The 18,454-nt window shown below is 56.3% G+C and carries 13 protein-coding genes; 7 read left to right on the top strand and 6 right to left on the bottom strand.

The annotated features are described in order from the left end of the window. The first annotated feature begins 132 nt into the window (after positions 1 to 132). Entirely contained in the window at positions 133 to 888 is a 756-nt protein-coding gene (gene cysZ, locus NTD86_RS20015; protein WP_262204821.1) for a sulfate transporter CysZ, read from the top strand. Positions 889 to 1,089: 201 nt separating this feature from the next. Further along, positions 1,090 to 2,259 (top strand): glycosyltransferase family 4 protein, encoded by a 1,170-nt coding sequence (locus NTD86_RS20010; RefSeq protein ID WP_262204819.1) that lies wholly within the window; start codon positions 1,090 to 1,092, stop codon positions 2,257 to 2,259. 79 nt (positions 2,260 to 2,338) lie between these two features. Here NTD86_RS20010 and NTD86_RS20005 read toward each other — a convergent pair whose 3' ends face one another. Continuing rightward, complete coding sequence (locus NTD86_RS20005) at positions 2,339 to 2,821, bottom strand: glutathione peroxidase (protein ID WP_262204817.1); 483 nt, start codon at positions 2,819 to 2,821, stop codon at positions 2,339 to 2,341. 133 nt (positions 2,822 to 2,954) lie between these two features. Beyond that, positions 2,955 to 3,440, bottom strand: a complete 486-nt coding sequence (locus NTD86_RS20000; protein WP_262204816.1) for a peptidylprolyl isomerase — start codon at positions 3,438 to 3,440, stop codon at positions 2,955 to 2,957. On the opposite strand from NTD86_RS20000, the gene NTD86_RS19995 reads away from it, so the two are divergent. The 4 genes from NTD86_RS19995 to NTD86_RS19980 all read left to right on the top strand — a co-directional run bounded on the left by NTD86_RS19995 (position 3,409) and on the right by NTD86_RS19980 (position 12,097). Next, positions 3,409 to 3,747: a DUF3565 domain-containing protein gene (locus NTD86_RS19995; RefSeq protein ID WP_262204779.1), complete on the top strand. Its 339-nt coding sequence runs from the start codon at positions 3,409 to 3,411 to the stop codon at positions 3,745 to 3,747. The genes NTD86_RS20000 and NTD86_RS19995 overlap by 32 nt on opposite strands. Before the next feature lie 60 nt (positions 3,748 to 3,807). Beyond that, on the top strand, positions 3,808 to 5,907 hold the full coding sequence (pta, locus tag NTD86_RS19990; protein WP_262204776.1) for a phosphate acetyltransferase: 2,100 nt from the start codon (positions 3,808 to 3,810) through the stop codon (positions 5,905 to 5,907). Beyond that, positions 5,908 to 6,813: an acyltransferase gene (locus NTD86_RS19985; RefSeq protein ID WP_262204773.1), complete on the top strand. Its 906-nt coding sequence runs from the start codon at positions 5,908 to 5,910 to the stop codon at positions 6,811 to 6,813. Positions 6,814 to 7,306: 493 nt separating this feature from the next. Further along, positions 7,307 to 12,097 carry an NEL-type E3 ubiquitin ligase domain-containing protein gene (locus NTD86_RS19980; RefSeq protein WP_262204770.1) on the top strand — a complete coding sequence of 1,597 codons (4,791 nt, stop codon included), beginning with the start codon at positions 7,307 to 7,309 and terminating at the stop codon, positions 12,095 to 12,097. A 140-nt stretch (positions 12,098 to 12,237) separates the two neighbouring features. Here NTD86_RS19980 and cysN read toward each other — a convergent pair whose 3' ends face one another. From cysN to NTD86_RS19965, 3 genes are all read right to left on the bottom strand, one after another. Further along, a complete protein-coding gene (gene cysN / locus NTD86_RS19975; RefSeq protein WP_262204767.1) occupies positions 12,238 to 14,136 on the bottom strand; it encodes a sulfate adenylyltransferase subunit CysN in 1,899 nt (632 codons plus the stop codon). Positions 14,137 to 14,145: 9 nt separating this feature from the next. After that, a complete protein-coding gene (cysD, locus tag NTD86_RS19970; RefSeq protein WP_262204764.1) occupies positions 14,146 to 15,063 on the bottom strand; it encodes a sulfate adenylyltransferase subunit CysD in 918 nt (305 codons plus the stop codon). A 223-nt stretch (positions 15,064 to 15,286) separates the two neighbouring features. Further along, entirely contained in the window at positions 15,287 to 16,045 is a 759-nt protein-coding gene (locus NTD86_RS19965) for a Nif3-like dinuclear metal center hexameric protein (protein WP_262204761.1), read from the bottom strand. Positions 16,046 to 16,147: 102 nt separating this feature from the next. On the opposite strand from NTD86_RS19965, the gene algW reads away from it, so the two are divergent. Then, on the top strand, positions 16,148 to 17,305 hold the full coding sequence (gene algW / locus NTD86_RS19960) for a Do family serine endopeptidase AlgW (RefSeq protein ID WP_262204758.1): 1,158 nt from the start codon (positions 16,148 to 16,150) through the stop codon (positions 17,303 to 17,305). Positions 17,306 to 17,399: 94 nt separating this feature from the next. Here the strand turns inward: algW and hisC are convergent, their stop codons facing one another. Next, entirely contained in the window at positions 17,400 to 18,452 is a 1,053-nt protein-coding gene (gene hisC, locus NTD86_RS19955; protein ID WP_262204755.1) for a histidinol-phosphate transaminase, read from the bottom strand. Positions 18,453 to 18,454: the final 2 nt, after the last annotated feature.

The raw sequence follows: 18,454 nt of genomic DNA, 5'->3' as shown, positions 1-18,454 counted from the left end.
TAGCAGGTCTCTATGTGCTCAAATTCAACATTGGACGTCTTTGTTACAGTAATTGTCGAATCCGCCTGCAGGCTTTCGCCCTGTGCGCAAAGCCGTTAAGGTCGGCCGGTTTTCCATTGCCCGGAGCCCACTATGCCCGCCCCTGTTCTATCTGGCCCGCAGTACCTGCGTGAAGGCCTGAAGCTGGTCCTGAGCCCAGGCCTGCGTTTATTTGTGCTGTTGCCGCTGCTGATCAACCTGGTGCTGTTTGTCGGGCTGATTTACTTCGCCGGGCATCAGTTCAGCCTATGGGTCGACACGTTGATGCCGACGCTGCCCAATTGGCTGAGTTTTCTCAACTACGTGTTATGGCCGCTGTTTGTGGTGTTGCTCATTCTGATGGTGTTTTTCACCTTCACCATGTTCGCCAATATCATCGCCGCGCCGTTTAACGGTTTTTTGTCGGAGAAGGTCGAGGCCGTAGTGCGTGGTGTCGATAACTCGCCGCCGTTTACGTGGGGCGAACTGATTGCCATGGTGCCCCGCACACTGGCACGTGAAATGCGCAAACTGGGCTACTTCCTGCCCAGGGCAATTGCCCTGTTGATTCTCTCGTTTGTGCCAGTGGTGAACCTGGTCGCCGCGCCGCTATGGCTGATTTTCGGGGTCTGGATGATGGCCATCCAATACATCGACTACCCGGCGGACAACCACAAACTGGGCTGGAACGAAATGCTCGCCTGGCTGCGCCAGAAGCGCTGGCAGAGCCTGAGTTTCGGCGGCATCGTCTATCTGGTGCTGCTGGTGCCGATCGTCAACCTGCTGATGATGCCGGCAGCGGTGGCCGGTGCCACGCTGTTCTGGGTGCGTGAACGGGGCGAAGAGGCGTTATCCACAAAAAAACGTTGAGTCATGACCGAAAAAACGGCCCTCCTCTGTTAATGCCCGCTTAAACCTGCCTGCCTAAAACCATGGCTCTCATCGCAACGACTAATGTGATGAGAGCCACACGGCACCTAATCTGTCCCTTTGTTGTCTGAGGCTGAGCTCGCCACAAATTCATCATTAAGCTGACACGTAGTCGACACAGACCACGTTGAGACTGTTGCTATGACAACTGCCTTGCATATTTCCCTGATCACCGAAACGTTTCCACCTGAAATAAACGGCGTGGCCAACACCCTTGGGCGTTTGTTTGATGGCCTGCGCGCGCGTGACCATCATGTGGAGCTGGTGCGCCCGCGCCAGACCATCGATGGCAATCAACGCAGTACCGATCAGGTCATGCTGTGCCGAGGCTGGTCTATCCCGGGATATCCAGGGCTGCAATGGGGCATGGCCTCGACTCATCGCTTGATGAAACGCTGGCAACTGCAGCGCCCGGACGTGGTGTACATCGCCACCGAAGGGCCGCTGGGATTATGTGCGCTACGGGTGGCGCGTCGACTCGGCATTGCGGTGGTCAGCGGTTTTCATACCAACTTTCAGTACTACTCCAGTGTGTACGGCCTGGGTGTGTTTAGCCGACTGCTCACCCAGTACTTGCGCTGGTTTCATAACCGCTCGGCATTGACCCTGGTGCCCAGCGCCAGCCAGCGCCTTGAGCTGGAGCGCCGCCACTTTGATCGCCTGGAGTTACTGGAGCGTGGCGTCGACAGCCGGCTGTTCAGCCCATCCAAACGCCACAGCGCCTTGCGCCAAAGCTGGGGGCTGGCTGAAGACGACATTGCACTGCTACACGTGGGTCGCCTGGCGCCGGAAAAGAATCTGGGGGCGCTCAAGCGCTGCCTGGAAGCCTTGCAAGAACGTTACCCCAGCCGCCGCTTCAAGCTGATCATCGTCGGAGACGGGCCCAAGCGGACCGCGCTGGAAGCTTCACTGCCGGATGCATTCTTCTGTGGTGCCCAATCGGGCGAAGACCTGGCTCGCCACTATGCCTGCGGCGATGTGTTTCTGTTCCCGAGCATGACCGAAACTTTCGGCAATGTCGTACTTGAAGCCCTGGCCTCGGGCCTGGGCGTGGTGGCGTATGACGCAGCAGCGGCTGGCCAGCATATTCGTCACGGGTACAACGGCGTCCTGGCCATGCCGGGCGATGAATACGCCTGGATCGACGCCGCCGCCTGGCTGCTCGAAGAGCCGGAAACCTTGCGCACCGTGCGCCTCAATGCGCGTCACCATGCATGCCGCCAAGGCTGGCCAGAGATTATCGAACAGTTCGAAAACCAGTTGCAGCGCGCCTGCCAGGGCCAGACCGGCGCCCTGCCAATGCCAGAATAACTGCGCCTACGACAAGAGCCTCACGATCTTTGAAGATCAAAAAGATCGCGAGGCAGGCTCGCTCCTACGGGCGTGCAGGTCAAGCCAGCGCTTTTTCAATTGCCTGAATAACGGTGGCGTCATCCGGTGCTGTGCGGGGTGAAAAGCGTGCCAGCACGCTACCATCCTTGCCCACCAGGAATTTCTCGAAGTTCCAGGTGATGTCCCCCGGGAACTCCGCACCTTCACCGGCCAGCAGCCGATAAAGCTGATGACGGCCAGGCTCATTGACCTCGATCTTGCTGCTCAACGGGAACGTCACGCCATAGTTGAGGCTGCAAAACGCCTGGATTTCTTCTTCTGTGCCCGGCTCTTGCCCGGCGAACTGGTTGCACGGAACACCCAGCACGCTGAAACCTTGGGCTTTATATTTCTGATACAGCTTTTCCAACGCTGCATACTGCGGGGTCAAACCACACTGGGAAGCGACGTTTACTACCAATACCACCTGATCTTTGAAAGTTTCCAGGGGCAGCGATTCGCCCTTCAGTGCGTTTAGGGTTAGGTCGTGAAAAGCACTCATGACAATCTCCAACAGGTGCTGGTTACAGTAAGACAATCGTGCAGGACGCTGATTGCCATCGTTTAAAGGGTGCAAAAAAGGCGCCAACAGGCGCCTTTTTCAACTAGCTCGCAGGTGAGCGTAGCAGCCACTGTTAGTGGTGATGACCGCCTTCACCGTGTACGTGACCGTGAGCAACTTCTTCTTCGCTCGCGTCACGTACTGCAACAACCTTGACCTTGAAGTTCAGACGCTGGCCAGCCAGTGGGTGGTTGCCGTCTACAGTAACGTCGTCGCCGTCCAGATCACGGATGGTCACGATCTGCATTTGGCCATCCGGCGCGGAAGCGTGGAACTGCATGCCCACTTCCAGTTGATCAACGCCTTCGAACATGCTGCTGCTCAGGGTGCTGACCAGTTCAGCGGAGTATTCGCCGTAGGCGTCTTCCGGCTCAACGGTAACGTTCAGCTCGTCACCTACAGCTTTACCTTCAAGGGCTTTTTCCAGGCCCGGGATGATATTGCCTGCGCCTTGCAGGTAAACCAGCGGAGCGCCGCCGGCAGAGCTGTCGATGACCTCACCAGCGTCGTTGGTCAGGGTATATTCGATGGAGACAGCCTTGTTGGCGGCGATCGTCATGGGGCGAGACCTTTTGCAAAAAAATAATGAGTTCGCAAGTTTAACCAAGCATTCGTACGAAAGCGAACACAACCAAGACCAACGGGTAACTTTGAAAACATCAATAATCATTGGCTGGCGTCAAGATCAAGAACAGTATTGGATTGTTCTGCTCTCTTGTGGTCATACCCAGCATCAGCGCCATCTTCCACCCTGGCAATCACGCCCCTGGGTGCTTGATCCCCAGCAGCGACAGAAAAAAATAGGCCAACCCTTTGATTGTGGCTGGTGTGCTCAAGAGGCCGATAGCGTTAACCTTGGCAATTGATTCCAGCACATGGCTCGTTTATCGAGTGTTGCTTTTGCACTGCTACGTCAGGAAGCTCGCATGCAAACTTTCTTTATCGCCCCCACTGATTTTGGTGTGGGCCTGACCTCCATTAGTCTCGGCCTGGTTCGTACCCTGGAACGTGCAGGCCTGAAAGTCGGTTTTTTCAAGCCCATCGCCCAACCGCACCCCGGCGACACAGGGCCTGAACGCTCAACCGAACTGGTAGCCCGCACTCACGGCCTGAAACCGCCACAGCCCCTGGGCCTGGCCCACGTTGAGCGCATGCTCGGTGATGGCCAGCTGGATGAGCTACTCGAAGAAATCATCCGCCTGTATCAACAAGCCGCCGTTGGCAAGGATGTGTTGATCGTTGAAGGCATGGTGCCCACGCGCACCGCCAGTTACGCCGCGCGTGTCAATTTGCACCTGGCCAAAAGCCTGGACGCCGAAGTGATTCTGGTCTCCGCCCCGGAAAACGAAGTGCTGACCGAACTCTCTGGCCGAGTGGAGTTACAAGCGCAACTGTTCGGCGGCCCCAAGGACCCCAAAGTACTCGGGGTGATCCTCAACAAGGTGAAAACCGACGAGAGCATGGAAGTGTTCTCGGCACGCCTCAAGGAGCACTCGCCATTACTGCGTACAGGCGACTTCAAGCTGCTGGGCTGCATTCCGTACCAGCCTGAACTCAATGCTCCGCGCACACGTGACGTCGCTGAGCTGCTCGGGGCGCAGGTGCTGAACGCCGGTGATTATGAAACCCGGCGCATGTCGAAAATCATCCTTTGCGCCCGCACGGTGTTGAACACCCTGCAACTGCTCAAGCCCGGCGTACTGGTGGTCACCCCCGGCGATCGTGACGACATTATCCTGGCCGTCAGCGTGGCCACCATGAATGGCGTGCCGCTGGCAGGTCTGCTGTTGACCAGTGATACCAAGCCTGACCCGCGCCTGATGGAACTGTGCCGTGGCGCGTTGCAAGCCGGGTTGCCGGTGCTGTCGGTAAGTACGGGTTCTTATGACACCGCCAACCAGCTCAACCAACTCAACAAGGAAATCCCGATTGATGACCGCGAGCGCGCAGAAATCATCACCGATTTCGTCGCCAGCCACCTCGACGCCCAGTGGTTGCACCAACGCTGCGGCACACCACGGGAAATGCGCCTGACGCCTGCAGTGTTCCGCTACCAGTTGATCCAGCGGGCGCAGAACGCCAATAAGCGCATTGTTCTGCCCGAAGGCAGCGAGCCTCTGACGGTTCAGGCCGCCGCCATTTGTCAGGCCCGCGGCATCGCTCGATGCGTGCTGCTGGCCAAGCCCGAAGACGTTCATGCCGTGGCTAAGGCGCACGGTTTTGATCTGCCACCGGGGTTGGAGATTCTCGACCCAGACACCATTCGCGGCCGTTATGTGGAGCCCATGGTGGCCCTGCGCAAAACCAAAAGCATTAACGCACCGATGGCCGAGCAGCAACTGGAAGACCCGGTGGTGATCGGCACCATGATGCTGGCGCTGGATGAAGTCGACGGCCTGGTTTCCGGCGTCATTCACTCCACCGCCAACACCATCCGCCCTGCCCTGCAACTGATCAAGACCGCGCCGGGCTGCACTCTGGTGTCGTCGGTGTTCTTCATGTTGTTCCCGGAACAGGTGCTGGTGTACGGCGACTGTGTGATGAACCCGCACCCGTCTGCGGCGGAACTGGCCGAAATTGCCCTGCAGAGTGCGGACTCGGCCGCCGCGTTCGGCATCACCCCGCGTGTGGCGATGATCAGCTACTCCAGCGGCGACTCGGCCAGCGGTGAAGAAGTCGAAAAAGTCCGTGAAGCGACGCTTCTGGCCCACGAGACCCAACGCGCACTGCTGATCGACGGCCCGTTGCAATACGACGCCGCCGCCAACGAAGCAGTGGCCCGCCAGCTTGCACCGAACAGCCAGGTGGCGGGTCGTGCGACGGTGTTTGTATTCCCGGACCTGAACACCGGCAACACCACGCACAAGGCCGTGCAACGCAGCGCTGATTGCGTGAGCCTGGGGCCCATGCTGCAAGGCCTGCGCAAACCGGTGAACGACCTGCCCCGTGGTGCGCAAGTGGACGACATCGTCTACACCATCGCCCTCACGGCGATTCAAGCCGCCAACCGACCTATGGATGTGTAAATGCTGGATTTTCTGCCTGCGCCGGTACGCGGCGTCATTGCTTCACTATTTTTGGCGATCAACACCGTGGTGTGTTGCACGCCGCTGTTTGTTGTCGCGATCTTCAAGCTGTGCCTGCCGTTCAAGCCAGCGCAACGGGTGACCGATGAGCTGATGCGGCACATTCACCAAGCCTGGGTCGGCAATAACAAGCGCTGGATGAACCTGCTCGGCAACACCCGCTGGCACATCAAGGGTCTCGACGGGCTGGACTATGAACACTCGTATCTGGTGACCAGCAACCACCAGAGCTGGGTCGACATCATGGTGTTGCAGTACGTGCTCAACAAACGTATTCGCCCGCTAAAGTTCTTCCTCAAGCAAGAACTGATCTGGGTACCGGTGATTGGCCTGGCATGGTGGGCCCTGGGCTTCCCGTTCATGAAGCGCTACTCCAAGGCCTACTTGGCCAAGCACCCGGACAAGAAAGGCGCCGACCTGGCGACCACGCGTAAAACCTGCGCCAAGTTCAAACACCAGCCTGTGGGTATCTTCAACTTCGTCGAAGGCACACGCTTCACCGAAGCCAAGCATGGCGAACAACAATCACCGTTTCGCTACCTGCTCAAGCCCAAGGCCGGGGGCATTGCCTTTGTGCTGGATGCGATGGGCGAACAGTTGCAGTCGATCATCAACGTGACGATTCATTACCCTGGCGGACGCCCGGGTTATTGGGACTTGCTGTGCGGCAACGTGCGTGACGTGGTGGTGATCTTTGAAGAACTGGAGATCCCGGCGGAGTTTATCGGCAAAAACTACGACCAGGACCCGGCCTACAAATTGGCGTTCCAGGGCTGGATCAACCAGTTGTGGGAAGACAAAGACCGACTGTTGGCCGAATTGCACCGGGAATACCCGCAACGTTAGGTCAGGCGAAAACAGACAAAGCAACGGAGTTTGCGGGTTGTAAATGAGCATTTCGACCCGTTTTCAACGCCGCATAACCGGGCCCAGATTCATTTCCTACAGAGCCTAGATCACAGCCCAGGTTGTCCAGGAGCACCTGCAACCTGGTGCATTCATCTCTGGCGTCGCCATCAGCCACGCTATTGCCGCCAATGTGTTCCGGCAGTGGTTACCGATTTACCGGGATACACCACCTGCAACGCCGCCAGCCTTTGATCAGGTAAAACGCACCTAAAAGGGTTGCCGTGTTCGGTGCAGCGCAGTTCACCGCGCCAAACAATTATTGGCCGAAGGGTGTGTTGTTCCTAATCAAGTTTTACCACCGTGAACGGTACCAGTGCAGGGAGCAATTTTTCGCAGTGTTCAAGGCGGAAATATCTATGTAGGTCATGACATGCGCGGGATGACATTAGGTTAGCCATTAATCCCCGTCCTCTTATCTGGATTAATTGTCATGATCAAAGCCATGCAAAATCCCCCACTTAATGCCCGTGAATCAACCCTCAGTGATTTAGAGCCGCTCGAACTGGTTCGCAGCCATATGCCCAAGTGGTTGCTGGAGGCCACACCCGAAGTCATTGCAGCATTAAATACCGCCATGTCCCAGAGCCGCTCTTATCATGCTCGTGTGGGGCAGAAGTTCTCTGAACTCGAAGGAGTTGAGGCTTTCTGTGCACCTCTGTTATTGGCTGCACTAAAGCGCCAGTTTGGCTGGGAACTGGATATTTTTCGTGACCAGTTGAAAGTCGTTCACACCCACTTGATCACTGACGACACGCTGCTGGTAACGATTCGCCATTATTCAACATACGATGAGCCTAAAACCTTGTTGTGGGCTGCGCTGCAGAACTTCTCTGCGCAGGAGGCCGTCTCTTCCGGGTTTAATCCACAAAGTCATATTCACATGGCAGGCTTGCCCAACTACCCCTGCCCAATCCGGCCCCATCAGTTTGCAGCAATGACTCGCACGCTGGATCTTGGTCGCAAGTATCAAGAGTATTTACAGCGTTTTCTCGGAGTTGCAGCCACAGGGGAAATAAACCCGACGGCAATGCAATTGGAGACAGCGTCCAATCTGCGATTGCTCAAAGGCTACGACATGGAAGTTGATGCCCACACGGCTTATCTCAAAAAAAATATAAATGCCACTGCTTATGCGGCGTTGTTGAAGTTACTGGCAGAACATATCGACTCACCCTCTCAAACGTCCGTGAGGCTGGATGGAAAACTGATACTTCAAAGCGCTATCTCGATTCTGGATACGCTCATTGAGGGGATCATAGTGTTCTCGGCCGATGATTTACTGCTAAATCCTGGCAATCGATTGATCGTTTATATCCCGAATGATCCTGTCGCGCCTTTTTTTGAATTCAGCTCACTCCACGAGTTTACTGATGAGCTCAAAGGCCGATTGCAGAGAGCTGAATACGCGACCTTTTTCTCTCGTTTTGTCGCCTTGAGTGCAAGAGCAGCGTTCATGCAAAAAGTCAGCGAGAAACCCGAGCGGTTGAGCCTGACATCGAAGCCGCTGGGCATGAGCGCAGGGCATTACTTGTGCTCGGTTCAGCTCAAGAACATGTTTGCCGACGCTCAAATGCTGGCAGTGCCGACTGGAGTATTGGATGCGCGAAACCGGGAAGAGCAGTGGAAGCTATATGAAAGCGCCGGATTATTTTTAGTCAATGTGGCTGCACTGTTTGTGCCGGTACTGGGAGAGTTGATGCTGGCCGCGGCTGTTGGGCAAATGCTGAGCGAAGTATTTGAGGGGGTTGATGATTGGGCACATGGGGATATCGATCACGCTCGCCAGCACTTGCTGAATGTTGCCACGGATATAGTGAGCACTGCTGCCGTTGTGGTCGGTGCGGCTGTAATCAAAAAAGCCGCCAGTGGCTTAAGTAGCGTCACCCAACAGTTTTTTGAAGGCTTTCAACCCGTCAAGCTCGACGACGGTACAGCCCGTTTGTGGAATAAAGAGCTTGGCCATTACGAGCACCAAAGCACTGGCGAATACACTCACGCCAGTGATCAGCAGGGCTTTTTTAGTGTTAATGGCAAGCAACATGTCACGGTGGATGGCAAGCATTACCCTGTGGAGATGGATCAGGCGCTCAAACAGTGGCGCATCGTCCATCCGCGCAGGGCGACTGCGTTCAAGCCCGGGCTTTTGCACAATCAACAAGGCGCGTGGCAACTTGCACATGAGCATCCGCTGGAGTGGCAAGGCAGCAAAACTCTGGTGGGTCGTTTAAGCGCGGCGGCAGCGACACTGGATGAACAAACCCTAGAGCGAGTCAGGCTGTTAACCAACACGGAGCCTGGGGTTATGCGACAGGTGCATCTGGACAGCCTGGCACCTCCGCCATTGCTGAAAGTCAGTTTGCGCCGATTCGAAATTGATCGGGAAATAAGTACCTTTATCGAGCAAATGAATAACGATCAATACAGCGGAGCTCATTTGGTCGAACTGCAACTTTTGCTGCTGCCTTCCTTGTCTGGCTGGCCCGCAGAAAAAGGGTTACTGCTGCTAGATGACCATGCAGATGCACTCTTAAGCACCCCTAACGCTATAAAAATCACATCGGAGGTGCGCAAACAGGGCAAAGTGCTGGAAACGGTGTTGGCCAACTTGTCGCAAGAGCAATTGAAGGCATTATTGGGAAGCCGAACACCGCTCTCGCCGTTACCCATATTTGCTCTGGCAGAGAAACTAAGCACTTACGCGAGCACTAACCGCTCCTCCGTTTTTGAACGTTTGTATGCGCGCTTTAATGTCTCCAGCTCTGGCGAAGCACTGCCTATAGAAAAAGTCTTTTCTGGCTTGCCCAGGACGGTGACCCAATTAATTGTGGACTCAGCCAGTGACGTACAACGTGACAGGTTACGCACTGCCAAAGTGCCTTTCGAATTGGCGGTGCAAGCACGAGAGTATTTACACGACGCTCGGCTTAATCGCGCCTTTGAAGGCTTTTATCTGGAGACTCAGGCCAACAACGATACGGAATTGCTGATACGGCACTTCCTGACGAAATTGCCAAACTGGCCCTCGACAGCCGCATTCGAGCTGCGTGAAGGATCGGCACAGGGCAAGGTGCTTCACCACTGGGGCAATGCGCGACTTGCCACTACGCGCGTCATCGTCAAGCTTGATCAAGGTTATCAACGTTACAGCACTCGCGGTCGCACCCATATTGCCGAGGTCTACCCAGAATCATCATTGTCCACCGCTATCTTCAACTCCCTCACAGGTACTGAGCGCCAAGCCTTGGGCTTTGCTCAACCGGAACAAGAGATTTCGTTCAAATCAGCGATTACCACGCTCGCAATCCACGACCGCCCAGCATCCGCTCAAGTGCTGGGAATGCAACCGGTCAACCCTGGCTTCAAAGCCCCAACACGCATGACCAGCGGCCAGCTGGGTTACCCTTTGTGCGGTCTGGATGCGGGCCGATATTCCAGTTCAATACAGAGACGCGTACGCGATCTTTATCCTGAGTTCAGTGACGAACACGTGCACGCCTATCTCGAGTCTGTGACCGATAGTGGCTTGGAACCGCTCACCTTTTTACGCGGTCGCAAACGTGAGCGACGGGTATTGCGCGAGACTTTACAGGCCTGGATCGATGATGCGCGAAAGCAGAATTATCCCACCCAGCCCTCTTCAAACTATGACTACATGGAAAGTCGATACCAAGCGGCCAAGTTGATTGAGCGTAGCTGGCGTAACAATCCTGCCCATATGCCATGGATTAACCCCAACCGAGTGTTCAGTTTGAGTCTGGATGGCTTGCGGGTAGCGAAGTTGCCAACATTTCCGACTAATGTCGACTTCACTCATATCGGTGAGTTGAACCTCAATAACATGGACTGTAGAGAAACCGCAGATGATTTTCTGGCGCAATTCACGGGCTTGGTGTCCTTGCAGATGGACAACAATCGAATGGATCATCTTCCCGCACAATTGCAGCAAATGCCCAAGTTGCGCAGTGTGTCCATGGCGCGAAACTTACTGTATTTGACCGCAGACGATGTTTCGATACTGAGTTCATTAAGTACCCTTGAGATGCTCAACTTGAATGACAACTTGTTAGGGGCGTTGCTCGATCTCAGAAACCTGCCGGCCTTACGCCGTGTGTACTTACGCCGCACCTGGATAGCTGTATGGCCTGAAGGCTTGGTTTCGCGGCCTCTGCTTGAACTCGCCGATTTGCGTGAAAACCAGATTGTCGACATCCCCGAACTGGTTTATCAGGCGCCTGCTTCAGTCACACGTAATATTTCCTTGCCGGGTAACCCGTTATCACCCGCCAGTCGATTACGTCTCGCACGTTACGCCCTTCAAGGCGGCAGTAGCATGGGTATCAACAGTGAGCAGTTGATGAGTGAAGCGGCCGCATTCGAGTTTTGGACAGCTGGAATCACCAGCCATGAGCTGAACCGTCGCGAACTGCTGTGGAATACCCTGAGAACCGATTCGGCGTCCGATGACTTTTTTACAGTGCTCAGTCGTTTGACCGCGTCGGCAGATGCTCAACGGGTCCGCCAAGACCTCAGTCGTCGTGTCTGGGAAATGATTGAAGTGGCTAATGAAAACGAAACATTGCGACGCGTCCTTATGGATGTAGCGGCGGCGCCGCGCAGTTGCATCGATAGTGTGGCAATCGTTTTCAGTGAGATGGAAGTGCAAATGGAGTTGGCAAAACTGACCTCAGACAAGCCGCCCCAAGAGTCTGAACTTTTAAAACTGGGAACAAAGTTGTTCAGATTAGAGCAGGTGAGCAAAATCGCCGCAGAGGATTTTGCTGCACGGCTGGTCGAAGGCGGACAAGCACCGGATGAGCTTGAAATTCTTTTGGCCTATCGCATCGGTTTAGCAGATGCGCTTGAGTTGCCAGGGCAACCTAAGAGCATGACGTTCACAGTCCTTGCCGGTGTCACACAAGCCAATCTCGATACTGCAAAGGCACGGGTAGACGTGATTGAAAAGACGGCAGCCTTGAGCGAGTTTGTCAGTACCGCCGAGTTTTGGCGTAACTACTTGATCAGCAAAAGCCCAGACGAATTTTCGGGGCTTACCTCCCCGTATTTTGAGCAATTGAATGAGTTGTTACGTAAGTCACCCGATATGAACAGCGCACGTTACTTGCGTCGGGTAGCCGAGATTCGCAACCAAATGGATGCAGCGATCGATGCATGGGCCCTGACTAAAACATCCACACGCTTCCCCGCGCCGTTGCCACATTGAGTGAGCTTATAACGGGTGCAATTGAATAGATCGTGCATCCCCCTCCAGAACATTTACCAGGCACAAAAAAAACCCGTCTCCCATTTACCGGTGACGGGTTTTTTCTTGCAGCTTGAAGCTAAAAGTTTGCCGCTGCCCTGTTAAATCGCGCCGCGTTGACGCAACAGGTCCAGCACCAACTTGACGCCTTCTTCGACGGTGAGGGCTTGAGTGTCGACCACCAGATCGGCATTCAACGGCACGTCATACGGGAAAGATTCGCCCGGGATGTTGTCGCCACCCGCGGCGTACAGACCTTGCGGATCACGCTCGGCGCACACGGCTGGGGATGCCTGCACATAGACGGTCAGCAGGCGGTCATCACCGATCAGCGCCTTGGCCTGTTCGCGGCCTTCCGCATCCGGCGCCACGAAAGCGGCCAGGGTCAGCAAACCCGCTTCGTTGAATTGACGCGCCACGTGGGCGGCTCGACGCCAGTTCTCGGTACGGCCCGCACGATCCTGTGGCAGACCTTTGTTCAGGTCATGGCGCAGGTTCTGACCATCCAGGACGAACACCGCACGGCCCATGTCGAACAGCTTGCGCTCTACCGCGTAGGCCAATGTGCTTTTGCCTGCGCCGGACAAGCCGCTGAACAAAACGGTCGCCGGTTGTTGGCCAAAGCGCTGGGCACGCTCTTGGGTGGTCACGTGCGCCAGCTCACCGTGATGCGTCGCGTTGCCATGCCCCACCGGCGAGGCAATGATCATGCCCGCGCCGACGGTGCCGTTGGTCAAGCGGTCGATAATGATGAACGACCCGGTGGTGCGATTGCTGTCGTAGCCGTCCAGGGCAATCGGTGCGTCGAGGCTGATCTTGACCTTGCCGATCTCGTTCAGTTGCAGCGCGCTGGCCGGGCCTTCTTCGAGGGTGTTCACATCGACTTTGTTGACGATGCTGGCAATCGAGCCCGGTACATAGCTGGTTGCCCGCTTGATGTCGTACTTCTTGCCCGGCAGCATCGGCTCTTCTGCCATCCACACCAGCATGGCTTCGAAGTTATCGGTCACCTGTGGGACGTTGTCGGCATGCACCAGCAAGTCGCCACGGGAGATATCGATCTCGTCTTCCATGGTCAGCGTGATCGCCTGACCCGGGCCTGCCTGCTCCAGTTCACCTTCAAAGGTGACGATGGATTTAACGCGGCTGCTTTTACCCGACGGCAGCACTACGATCTCGTCGCCCTTGTGCACAATGCCGCTGGCCAGCGTACCGGCAAAACCACGGAAGTTCAGGTTCGGACGGTTGACGTATTGAACCGGGAAACGCAGGTCGGTGAGGTTGCGGTCGGCCGCGACTTCAACGGTTTCGAGGATTTCCATCAGCGACTGGCCGGTGTACCACGGCGAGCGTTCGGACTTGTTCACCACGTTGTCGCCTTTAAGGGCGGACATCGGCACGAAATGCAGGCTGGAAGGCTTCATTTTCAAGCCTTCGGCGAACTTCAGGTAATCGGCCTTGATCGACTCGAATACACCTTCGTCGAAGTTTTTGAGGTCCATCTTGTTGATGGCCACTACGATGTGCTTGATGCCCAGTAACGAGGCGATAAAGCTGTGACGACGGGTTTGGGTCTGCACGCCGTAGCGGGCATCCACCAGAATGATCGCCAGGTCACAGGTGGACGCACCGGTGGCCATGTTGCGGGTGTACTGCTCATGGCCCGGGGTATCGGCAATGATGAACTTGCGCTTGGCCGTCGAGAAATAACGGTACGCCACGTCAATGGTGATGCCCTGCTCGCGCTCGGCTTGCAGGCCATCGACCAGCAGCGCCAGGTCGATGTCATCGCCGGTCGTGCCGCTCTTTTTAGAGTCGCGGGTAATGGCTTCCAGATGGTCTTCATAGATCATCTTGGAGTCGTGCAGCAGGCGCCCGATCAGGGTGCTCTTACCGTCATCGACGTTGCCGCAGGTCAGGAAGCGCAACATCTCTTTGCGCTCGTGCTGGCCCAGGTAGGCGAGGATGTCCTCGCTGATCAAATCAGATACGTGCGACATGACAACCCCTTAGAAATAACCTTGACGTTTTTTATCTTCCATCGAGCCTGCGCCATCGTGATCGATGACTCGGCCCTGGCGCTCGGAAGTTCGCGTCAGGAGCATTTCCTGGATGATGTCGGTCAGGGTTTGCGCCTCGGACTCCACCGCGCCGGTCAGCGGGTAGCAGCCAAGCGTACGGAAACGGACCTTTTTCTTGACGATGCGCGCCTTGTCTTCATCAGACAGGTGCTCAAGGATGCGGTCGTCGTCAATCATGATCAGGGTGCCGTTCTTCTCGATGACGTCACGTTCTGCCGCGAAGTACAGCGGCACGATCGGGATGCCTTCAAGGTAGATGTACTGCCAGATATCGAGTTCGGTCCAGTTCGACAACGGGAACACGCGAATCGACTCGCCTTTGTTGACGTTGCCGTTGTAGACATTCCACAACTCGGGGCGCTGGTTTTTCGGGTCCCAGCGGTGCTTGCTGTCACGGAAGGAGTACACGCGTTCTTTAGCGCGGGACTTTTCTTCGTCGCGACGTGCTCCACCGAAAGCGGCATCAAAGCCGTGCTTGTCCAGCGCCTGCTTGAGGCCTTCGGTTTTCATGATGTCGGTGTGCTTGGCGCTGCCGTGGGTGAAAGGGTTGATCCCTTGTGCCACGCCGTCCGGGTTTACGTGAGTGATCAGGTCCAAGCCCAGCTCGGCAACCATCTTGTCGCGAAAGCGGTACATCTCCTGGAATTTCCACTGGGTATCGACATGCATCACCGGAAACGGCAGCTTGCCAGGGAAAAACGCCTTGCGAGCAAGGTGCAGCATTACGGCAGAATCTTTACCAATGGAGTACAGCATCACCGGGTTATCGAACTCGGCGGCCACCTCGCGAATGATATGGATGCTCTCCGCCTCCAACTGTTTCAGGTGCGTCAGTTTGTCGACCATGGCTACTCACGAAAACTATCTTATTAACGGCCTGCGGGCCGTGTTCGAGGGGCAAATGCTAGCACAGCGCCCTCTTCTATTGAGGGCGCCGGGTAGACCTAAACGATCTAAGAATAGATCGTCAGGTTTGACCGTCCTCCTGCAGGAGCGAGCTTGCCTTGCGAGCTTTTGCAAGATCAAAAGATCGCCAGGCAAGCTCGCGCCTACACATTGGAGATGTGGGTTAAATCGGGTTCGGGCAATCGATGAACAAGTGTTCCAGGGCAAAGCGCCGCGCCAGGTAATCGCCCAGCGCCTGTACGCCGTAGCGCTCAGTGGCGTGATGGCCGGCGGCGATGAAGCTGATGTCGTTTTCCCGCGCACTGTGGAAGGTTTGCTCAGACGCTTCGCCACTCAAGTACAGGTCGACACCGGCCAGCACCGCCTGGTCGATATAGCCCTGGCCACCGCCCGTGCACCAGCCCACACGACGGATCATTTCGCTGCCTTCAATCAGCAGCGGCTCACGACCGAGCGCTTCTTGAACGCGACGGGCAAAGTCCCGCGCGGTCATCGGTTCGGCCAGTGAGCCTACCAACCCCACCACTTTGTGGTTGGCCGGGTCCAGCGGGCCTTCGACGGTGATTTCCAGTTGCCGCGCCAATTGCACGTTATTCCCCACATCAGGGTGCAGGTCGAGCGGCAAGTGGTAAGCCAACAAGCTGATATCGTGCTTGAGCAGGGTTTTCAGACGGCGCTGCTTCATGCCGGTGACACACGGGTCTTCGCCTTTCCAGAAGTAACCGTGATGCACCAGGACCAGATCGGCCTCAGCTTCGACAGCGGCGTCCAGCAACGCCTGGCTGGCGGTGACCCCGCTAACAATTCGCAATACTTGCGGGCGGCCTTCGACCTGCAGGCCATTGGGGCAGTAATCGCTGATTGCAGCGCTGTTCAGGTAACGATTTGCTTCTTGTACCAGCGTGCTCAGGGCGACAGCCATAAAAGACTCCTAAATATAGCGTTCAGAGGCGCTCGGGCACTCGTATAATGGCCGCCATTATGGGCCGTCATGATGGCTCTGCAACCTTCAGGATTAAGTTCAATGTTCAAGGCTTTGCGTTTTTTTGGCTGGCCACTGCTGGCCGGCGTGCTTATCGCTCTGCTGATTATTCAACGTTACCCGGAATGGGTTGGCTTGCCGACGCTGGACGTTAATCTGCAACAAGCCCCGCGCACCACCTATGTGCAGCAAGGCCCGGTGACCTATGCCGACGCCGTGACCCGCGCAGCACCTGCGGTGGCGAACCTTTACACCACCAAAGTGGTGAACAAGAACGCCAGCCCGCTGTTTGAAGACCCACAGTTCCGACGTTTTTTCGGCAACAACGCTCCCAAGCAAAAGCGCATGGAATCGAGTCTCGGCTCGGGCGTCATCATGAGCCCGGAAGGCTATTTGCTGACCAATAACCACGTCGTTGCCGGCGCCGACCAGATTGTCGTGGCACTCAAGGACGGTCGCGAAACCCTGGCCCGCATGATCGGCAGCGACCCTGAAACCGACCTGGCCGTGCTCAAGATTGACCTGAAAAACCTGCCCTCGATCACCATTGGCCGCTCTGACGCCTTGCGCATCGGCGACATCGCGCTGGCTATCGGCAACCCGTTTGGCGTGGGGCAAACCACCACCATGGGCATCATCAGTGCCACGGGGCGCAACCAGTTGGGCCTGAACAACTACGAAGACTTCATCCAGACCGATGCCGCGATCAACCCCGGCAACTCGGGCGGCGCGCTGGTGGACGCCAATGGCAACCTGACCGGGATCAACACCGCCATTTTCTCGGAGTCAGGCGGTTCCCAAGGGATCGGCTTCGCCATCCCTATCAATCTGGCAATGGAGGTCATGAAGTCGATCATCGAACACGGCCAGGTCATTCGCGGCTGGCTGGGGATCGAGGTGCAGTCGCTGACGCCGGATCTGGCAGAGTCGTTTGGCATGAATGGCCGACCAGGGATTGTCGTGGCGGGCATTTTCCGTGATGGCCCGGCGCAAAAAGCCGGTATGCAGTTGGGTGATGTGATTCTGAGCATTGATGGCGAACCGGCCAACGACGGTCGTCGCTCAATGAACCAGGTCGCGCGGATCAAGCCTTCGGACAAGGTTGCGATTCAGGTACTGCGCAATGGCAAAGAGCTGAAGCTCACCGCCGAAGTCGGCCTGCGCCCGCAGCAGGAACAACCAGCACACCCTGAGAAATAAACACCAAACCTGACGGAGCGAGCTTGTTTCGCGATCTTTTAAAAATCAAAAGATCGCAAGACAAGCTCGCTCCTACACCAGGTTGCGTGAAGCTTTAAATATCTGACAAGCCTTCGATCAGCGCTGCGTTCTGCTCGGGCGTGCCGATGGTGATGCGCAGGAACTGGGCGATCCGCAGTTGCTTGAAGTGACGCACGATCACGCCCTGTTCACGCAATTTGACCGCCAGTGCTGCCGCATCGTGCTCAGGGTGGCGAGCGAAGATAAAGTTCGCCGCCGACGGCAACACTTCAAAACCCAATGCCTTCAACTGACTGACCACTTGTTCGCGGCTGTCGATGACCGCTTGGCAGGTCTGTGCGAAGTACTCACGATCGGCAAACGCCGCGGCCGCGCCGGCGATGGCGATACGGTCGAGTGGGTAGGAGTTGAAGCTGTTTTTGATCCGTTCCAGCGCTTCGATCAGATCCGGGTGGCCCACTGCCAGGCCCACCCGCAAACCGGCCAACGAGCGCGATTTGGACAGGGTTTGGGTCACCAGCAGGTTCGGGTAACGGTCCACCAGCGAGATGGCTGTCTGGCCACCAAAGTCGATGTACGCTTCGTCCACCACAACCACTGAATCCGGGCTGGCCTTGAGCATCTGCTCAACCGCGTCCAACGCCAGCAAGCAACCCGTCGGCGCGTTAGGGTTGGGGAAAATAATGCCGCCATTAGGGCGCGCATAGTCCGCAGGCTGGATCTGGAACTGCTCATCCAGTGGCAGCGCTTCGAAGTCGATGCCATACAAGCCGCAGTACACCGGGTAGAAGCTGTAGCTGATGTCCGGAAACAGCAGCGGTTTGTCGTGCTGCAACAAGCCGTTGAAGACATGGGCCAGCACTTCATCAGAACCGTTGCCGAGAAACACCTGATTGGTCTGTACGCCGTAATACTCGGCCACCGCCTGCTTGAGCAGATCACTGTTCGGGTCCGGGTACAGACGCAGGTTGTCGTTAACCTCGGCCTGCATCGCGGCCAGCGCTTTTGGCGACGGCCCGTAAGGGTTTTCGTTGGTGTTGAGCTTGACCAGCTTGGTCAGCTTTGGTTGCTCGCCCGGCACGTAGGGCACCAGTTCTTTAACGAACGAACTCCAGAATTTGCTCATGC

This window comes from Pseudomonas sp. 7P_10.2_Bac1 (genome assembly GCF_025465935.1).
Lineage (GTDB): Bacteria > Pseudomonadota > Gammaproteobacteria > Pseudomonadales > Pseudomonadaceae > Aquipseudomonas.
Note: the sequence above shows the minus strand (reverse complement) of the source record. Positions and strands in the feature narration are given on the sequence as shown.

Excerpts from the sequence above, each read along its gene's own strand:
- NTD86_RS20005 (WP_262204817.1), bottom strand. The coding sequence starts at position 2,821 with ATGAGTGCTTTTCACGACCTAACCCTAAACGCACTGAAGGGCGAATCG.
- cysZ (WP_262204821.1), top strand. The coding sequence starts at position 133 with ATGCCCGCCCCTGTTCTATCTGGCCCGCAGTACCTGCGTGAAGGCCTG.
- cysD (WP_262204764.1), bottom strand. The coding sequence starts at position 15,063 with ATGGTCGACAAACTGACGCACCTGAAACAGTTGGAGGCGGAGAGCATC.
- NTD86_RS19965 (WP_262204761.1), bottom strand. The coding sequence starts at position 16,045 with ATGGCTGTCGCCCTGAGCACGCTGGTACAAGAAGCAAATCGTTACCTG.
- pta (WP_262204776.1), top strand. The coding sequence starts at position 3,808 with ATGCAAACTTTCTTTATCGCCCCCACTGATTTTGGTGTGGGCCTGACC.
- NTD86_RS20010 (WP_262204819.1), top strand. The coding sequence starts at position 1,090 with ATGACAACTGCCTTGCATATTTCCCTGATCACCGAAACGTTTCCACCT.
- NTD86_RS20000 (WP_262204816.1), bottom strand. The coding sequence starts at position 3,440 with ATGACGATCGCCGCCAACAAGGCTGTCTCCATCGAATATACCCTGACC.
- cysN (WP_262204767.1), bottom strand. The coding sequence starts at position 14,136 with ATGTCGCACGTATCTGATTTGATCAGCGAGGACATCCTCGCCTACCTG.
- hisC (WP_262204755.1), bottom strand. The coding sequence starts at position 18,452 with ATGAGCAAATTCTGGAGTTCGTTCGTTAAAGAACTGGTGCCCTACGTG.
- NTD86_RS19995 (WP_262204779.1), top strand. The coding sequence starts at position 3,409 with ATGGAGACAGCCTTGTTGGCGGCGATCGTCATGGGGCGAGACCTTTTG.
- NTD86_RS19980 (WP_262204770.1), top strand. The coding sequence starts at position 7,307 with ATGATCAAAGCCATGCAAAATCCCCCACTTAATGCCCGTGAATCAACC.
- algW (WP_262204758.1), top strand. The coding sequence starts at position 16,148 with ATGTTCAAGGCTTTGCGTTTTTTTGGCTGGCCACTGCTGGCCGGCGTG.
- NTD86_RS19985 (WP_262204773.1), top strand. The coding sequence starts at position 5,908 with ATGCTGGATTTTCTGCCTGCGCCGGTACGCGGCGTCATTGCTTCACTA.